This window comes from Yoonia sp., from assembly GCF_017854565.1.
Taxonomy (GTDB): domain Bacteria; phylum Pseudomonadota; class Alphaproteobacteria; order Rhodobacterales; family Rhodobacteraceae; genus Yoonia.
Genome location: NZ_JAFMHJ010000092.1, coordinates 1 through 4,826 on the forward strand (window position 1 = coordinate 1; position 4,826 = coordinate 4,826).

At 58.7% G+C, this 4,826-nt stretch carries 5 protein-coding genes and 1 riboswitch; of the genes, 1 reads left to right on the forward strand and 4 read right to left on the reverse strand.

Going from position 1 to position 4,826, the window contains the following annotated elements:
• Positions 1-492: 492 nt before the first annotated feature.
• From QZ196_RS17160 to QZ196_RS17175, 4 genes are all read right to left on the reverse strand, one after another.
• Positions 493-1,482: an ABC transporter substrate-binding protein gene (locus tag QZ196_RS17160; RefSeq protein ID WP_296428569.1), complete on the reverse strand. Its 990-nt coding sequence runs from the start codon at positions 1,480-1,482 to the stop codon at positions 493-495.
• Complete coding sequence (locus QZ196_RS17165) at positions 1,479-2,234, reverse strand: ABC transporter ATP-binding protein (RefSeq protein WP_296428570.1); 756 nt, start codon at positions 2,232-2,234, stop codon at positions 1,479-1,481. The genes QZ196_RS17160 and QZ196_RS17165 overlap by 4 nt, the downstream gene beginning before the upstream one ends.
• On the reverse strand, positions 2,231-3,019 hold the full coding sequence (locus QZ196_RS17170; protein WP_296428571.1) for an ABC transporter permease: 789 nt from the start codon (positions 3,017-3,019) through the stop codon (positions 2,231-2,233). The genes QZ196_RS17165 and QZ196_RS17170 overlap by 4 nt, the downstream gene beginning before the upstream one ends.
• Positions 3,020-3,023: 4 nt before the next feature.
• The gene (locus tag QZ196_RS17175; protein WP_296428572.1) at positions 3,024-3,632 is read right to left on the reverse strand and encodes a YkoF family thiamine/hydroxymethylpyrimidine-binding protein; all 609 of its coding nucleotides are present in this window, start codon (positions 3,630-3,632) and stop codon (positions 3,024-3,026) included.
• A riboswitch (TPP riboswitch) is annotated at positions 3,626-3,738 on the reverse strand. It overlaps the preceding gene by 7 nt.
• 397 nt (positions 3,739-4,135) lie before the next feature.
• On the opposite strand from QZ196_RS17175, the gene QZ196_RS17180 reads away from it, so the two are divergent.
• The gene (locus QZ196_RS17180) at positions 4,136-4,729 is read left to right on the forward strand and encodes a hypothetical protein (protein WP_296428574.1); all 594 of its coding nucleotides are present in this window, start codon (positions 4,136-4,138) and stop codon (positions 4,727-4,729) included.
• The last annotated feature ends 97 nt before the right edge of the window (positions 4,730-4,826 follow it).

The following is a 4,826-nucleotide window of genomic DNA, read 5'->3' on the forward strand; positions in this document are numbered from 1 at the left end:
ACCAGATGCATCTTAGACAAGCCGCAAACCTGTCCTAAAAAGCAGGACCACTTCAGTCAGAGACTTTTCAAAGAGACTCGGGCGTGACAGTCGAACACTACGTATTGAAAAGGATCAGCGATTTTTCATCATTGACGATAACATCATTTGTTGAGAATTCACAACTTCGAGTCAATTCGGGCGCTCATACTGGATCAATAAAGTCATTTCCTGTCGCCTGCACTATCAACTGACCTTTTGCCGCTCGCATAGAAGCGGGCCCAGCCTAACTTTTATATTTCAAAGCTAGAGCCGCATTAGTGTCGAGATATGCCTGTCGGCGCGAAAAACCCCTATCGCGCACTTTACGCCGGACAACTCCCTGCGCTCGATTCTGTCTCGCCGTTCGCCATTTGCTCACCGAAGCGGATCGCGCTTTCGGTGTAGTCGCAGAAGCCCTCATCGACGAGTTCCCCGGCCTGCTCCCGCGACCCTGCCGACACCCGTCAGTGTTCAGTCCGTCTGCGACAGATATGCGTTTGTAAACCAGTGCGACACATCGGGCATGACATCAAGCGGCCTGCCGTCTTCGCCGCGCATGATGCCGGCATCAAACAGAAAGCCCGTGATGTCGGCGAACATCGCGGCGTCGATCAGGCCGGTCGGCTCATCGGGGTCTTGCAGATATCCACCCGCGACCAAAGCCTCCATCGAGGCGCGGACCAGATCGGGGTTCGTCAGCATGCCGGCCGTTTCCGCGATCAAGATATTTGCGGCCTCCCGGGGATTGTTGGCTGCAAAATCATAGCCACGTTGCGCGGCCTGCACAAAGGCGCGGGCAATTTCGGGATTTTGCGCAAGCCACGTGCCATTGCCGCCCAGAAACGTCGTATGCTGGTCCGGCACGCCGTAATCGGCATAGCGGAACGCACGCTGGGGACGGTTCAGCAGAACAGAGTTCACACCTTCCCACGTGCTGACCTCGAGCGTGAAATCAACGCTGCCGTTGGCCAGCGCCTCGTAGGCCGAGGTGCCAAGCGTGACGGTATCGAAAACACCTGTGCCGCCGTCATTGCGGATGATCGTCGCGATCAGCGCGTTTTCCCATGCGCTGCCGAAGCCTGCGTAGATCTTGCCGTCCAGATCGGCGGGGCGCTGGATATCGTCACGATCACCGTTGAAGACCACGCGTCCGGTTTCATGCTGCACAACGGCCATCACGGCGGTCATATCGGCCCCTATCGCGCGCTGGCTGTGGAACCCGACCGCGCTGAGGATACCGAATTCCGCCACGCCTGCCGCGATCAATGTGCCTGATGACGTGTCGGTATATGGCAGGATGTCCACATCAAGTCCGGCGTCGTCGAACCAGCCTTGCGATTGCGCCACATAGAGGCCGACGTGGTTTGTATTGGGCGTCCAGTCCAATGCGACGCTGAGTTTTTCCTGCGCCGCGGCAGGCAGGGCTATTGCGAGCAGGGCTGCGGTGATGAGATGTTTCATGGGGTCTCTCCGGTTTGGTTAAGTAAGATTTCAAGCAACTGCGCCTCTATTGCATGGGCTTGGGCGCTGACGGGGCGTCCCAACCGGGGGCGCGGGGCGGGCACATGCACTTGGGCGATCACACGGGCCGGACGGCGCGACAGGACATAGATGCGATCCGACAGCGCGACGGCCTCGCGGACGTCATGGGTGACCAGCAGGGTCGTCCAGCGCGCCGCGCGCCAGCGTTTTTCGAACCATGCCTGCATTTGGGTCCGGGTCAGCGCATCCAGTGCACCGAAAGGTTCATCCAAAAGCTGCACAGGGCGGTTCTGCACGATTGTCCGCAACAGCGCCGCGCGCTGGCGCATCCCGCCGGATAGTTGAGGGGGGTAATGGTGCGTGAACCCATCCAAACCAAAATCTGCCAACAGCGGCGTGACCTGCGCGCGCGCATCTTTGCGGCGGATGCCCTGCACCTCTAGCCCCAAGGTCAGGTTGTCGATGATCCGACGCCACGGCATCAGCGCATCGCGCTGCGGCATGAAACTGAACCCGTGTCGGTTCGTTGCCAGCGGCTGGCCGTTGCAGGTGATCGTGCCGCTGTCATGCCGCGCAGCACCGGTGAGCAGGCGGAAAATGGTCGATTTGCCGGCGCCCGACGGCCCGAGGATCGACACGAATTCGCCCTTGGCCACGTGCATTGAAATATCATCAAGCACCGCAGTGCCGCCCAAGGTGACGCTGACGTTTGCGATGTCGAGAACGCTCATCTGGTGTCCCCCACGTCGCGCCAGCGCAGCACCACCCGTTGCACCAGCGCCGTGATGGCAAACAGCACCAAGGTCAGCGCCGAACTGATCACGACGGCGGCCAGCACAAGATCGGGGCGAAAACTGTTTTTCGCGTTCAGGATCACGATGCCCAGACCCGCGCGCGCGCCGACATATTCCGCAAAAATGGCCGCGACGACTGCATAGGTGATCGAAATACGCAGGCCCGCGAAAAAATACGGCATTGCAGACGGAAACCGAGCGTTGCGAAATATCCGGCCGCGCGTGGCGCCCATCGACCGCATCAGATCCTCGATTTCGGGGTCCGTTGCGGCGTACCCGTCCACAAGTGCGACCAGCATGGGAAAGAATGTGACAAGCGCCACCAAAAGGACTTTGGGTGTCAGGTCAAACCCGAACCACAACACGACCAATGGCGCGATGGCGACAAGCGGCAAAGTCTGGCTGACCACAAAGATCGGGAACAGGGCACGGCGCACGCACGGCATGAAATCCAGCATAATCGACAGGCCGAAGGCCACGGTGAGTGACAAGGCAAACCCCGCGAATGTGGCTTTGAGCGTCGGCACCGTGTTGTCCCACAGCAAGGCGCGGTTCAGCACGATCTGGTCGAGCACCCGTGATGGCGCGGGCAGCATCAGCGGGGAAATGCCCGACAGGCGGACATAGATTTCCCAGATCAAGAAGGCGCTGACCACACTCAGGACGGCAGGGATGCCGCGGGCCAGACCTCTGCCGGGACGGCGAGGCAAATCTGATTGCATCGGATCAGCGTTTGCTGGGGCTGTTGGCAGACACCGTCAGATCAATCGTGACATGGCCGTTTGGCGGACCGAACTGGCAGAATGCCTGCTGCAGCGTGGCAAAGACCGGACCTGCGTCACCTGTCAGGCGCGTGCAGAAGTTCTTGGAGCGGTCAAACGTCCCGCTGCGTTTTAGAAAATCGATGCAGCCCATGATCTCGGCCATATGATCGCCGGCGCCCATCACATAAAGCGAGAATTGCGTATCTGCCTGCTGCCCCTTGTCGGGTGTTGTCGCAATCGCTGTCAGCGCGTTTTTCTGGCGCAGGTCCAACGCTTCGGACGGATTGGCCAATGCACCGGTCCGGCAGATCGGATCATCCGGTTCACCGGGGCATCCGCGTGACAATGTTGCCCGCAAAATGACATGCTGGCCCGACGATGCCGCCGCCGCGTAAAGGTCGCGCAAAGCGGGGAAAAGCACCTCGGGCGGGCCGACGATGAGGGTCGAAATATCATCCGTTTCGATCCGCAGCCTGTCGCGCCACGGATCGAGCGCTGTGAGCGATGACATGATCACGTCAACGAACCCATCGGTCATCGGGTAAAGGGAAACTTGTGCGCCTGCAAACATTTCTGTCCTCCTTGCTACGCTGGCATTATCCAGATCAGCTTTGAGGGTCCGTGGGCTTGCGCCCCCATCTCAGCCGCGGCATGACGCGGCTCCCCTGTGGTGCGGCATGGGTGCCAGATAAACCGGAAGGGTGCAAGTGAAACAGATTGGGTGCGCGCAATTTTCATGTTTGCGCGCGGCGGGCAGGCATTTCCGGTCGATCCCTTTGCCCCGCGCGGATGCGCTTGCCGCGCCACGCGTTGATTTCGGCTTCGTCCCGTCGGGCAGATATTTGGTCGCGATTTCATGCTGGAACAGCCACGACCCTCAGGTTTTGGTGGCTGCGTCGCTGCATGACAGCGCGATTGCCGTTCAGGTATTCCCATTCTGACAGGAAGAGCGGTGAGTGGTTGCAGCAGGCAATGGGACTGTGCAGTCAACCTGAATTGGCTTGCAGTGAGGGCAATATCACGCCTAGGGTTGACGTTGCGGCACGGAAGACATCTCAAAATAGGATATTCCTCATGAAAAATGCGATATTATTCGTTCTTTTGGCCATGGGCCTGTTGAGCTGTGGCGCCGTGCCATCGGAAATTACATCTCGGACTGGGTTCAATGTCATCGGCGCGACAGTCATTTCACCGAACGAACCCGGATGGTTTGCGATCACATCAAACCCGGGAGCCGTTGCACTGGGAAAATTTGGCGGTCTTCAGGGCGAAAGTAGAATCGTGAGTGTCAGCATTATTCAAGTTGACGGCACCCTGAGTGACGCAAGCTTTCTTGCAGATGCGAAAAGCGCGAAAACTGTCAACGACAACCCCGCGCGCCTTAAAGATTTCAGAGCAAGTTCGCAGGAGGTCACTTTCAAAAGGGCGCGGTGCATACGGTTTGAAGCCCGTGCGCAAAATGCAACAGCCCGCGTCGCCACCGCCGGGGCAGTCTATGAAAACAACGTCGGTTATACCTGCCGTCATCCCCTGCGCAGGGACGTGGCTGTCGACTTTACGTTTTCCAGCCGCTCAGCGTCGAACGCGCTTTCAACGGCTGAGCGTAACTTGGCCGAGAGCTTTTTCGATAGCATCCAATTCAACGATAACTATTTCGATCAGCTTTAGTAGCGTAGGAAATGATCCAGCGCGGTGTGGGGCCGCTTGGCGTTGTACAACTGAACGCCAGAACACCCACGTTATCGATCGGCGCGAGGTTCTATAT

Excerpts from the sequence above, each read along its gene's own strand:
- QZ196_RS17160 (WP_296428569.1), bottom strand. The coding sequence starts at position 1,482 with ATGAAACATCTCATCACCGCAGCCCTGCTCGCAATAGCCCTGCCTGCC.
- QZ196_RS17165 (WP_296428570.1), bottom strand. The coding sequence starts at position 2,234 with ATGAGCGTTCTCGACATCGCAAACGTCAGCGTCACCTTGGGCGGCACT.
- QZ196_RS17170 (WP_296428571.1), bottom strand. The coding sequence starts at position 3,019 with ATGCAATCAGATTTGCCTCGCCGTCCCGGCAGAGGTCTGGCCCGCGGC.
- QZ196_RS17175 (WP_296428572.1), bottom strand. The coding sequence starts at position 3,632 with ATGTTTGCAGGCGCACAAGTTTCCCTTTACCCGATGACCGATGGGTTC.
- QZ196_RS17180 (WP_296428574.1), top strand. The coding sequence starts at position 4,136 with ATGAAAAATGCGATATTATTCGTTCTTTTGGCCATGGGCCTGTTGAGC.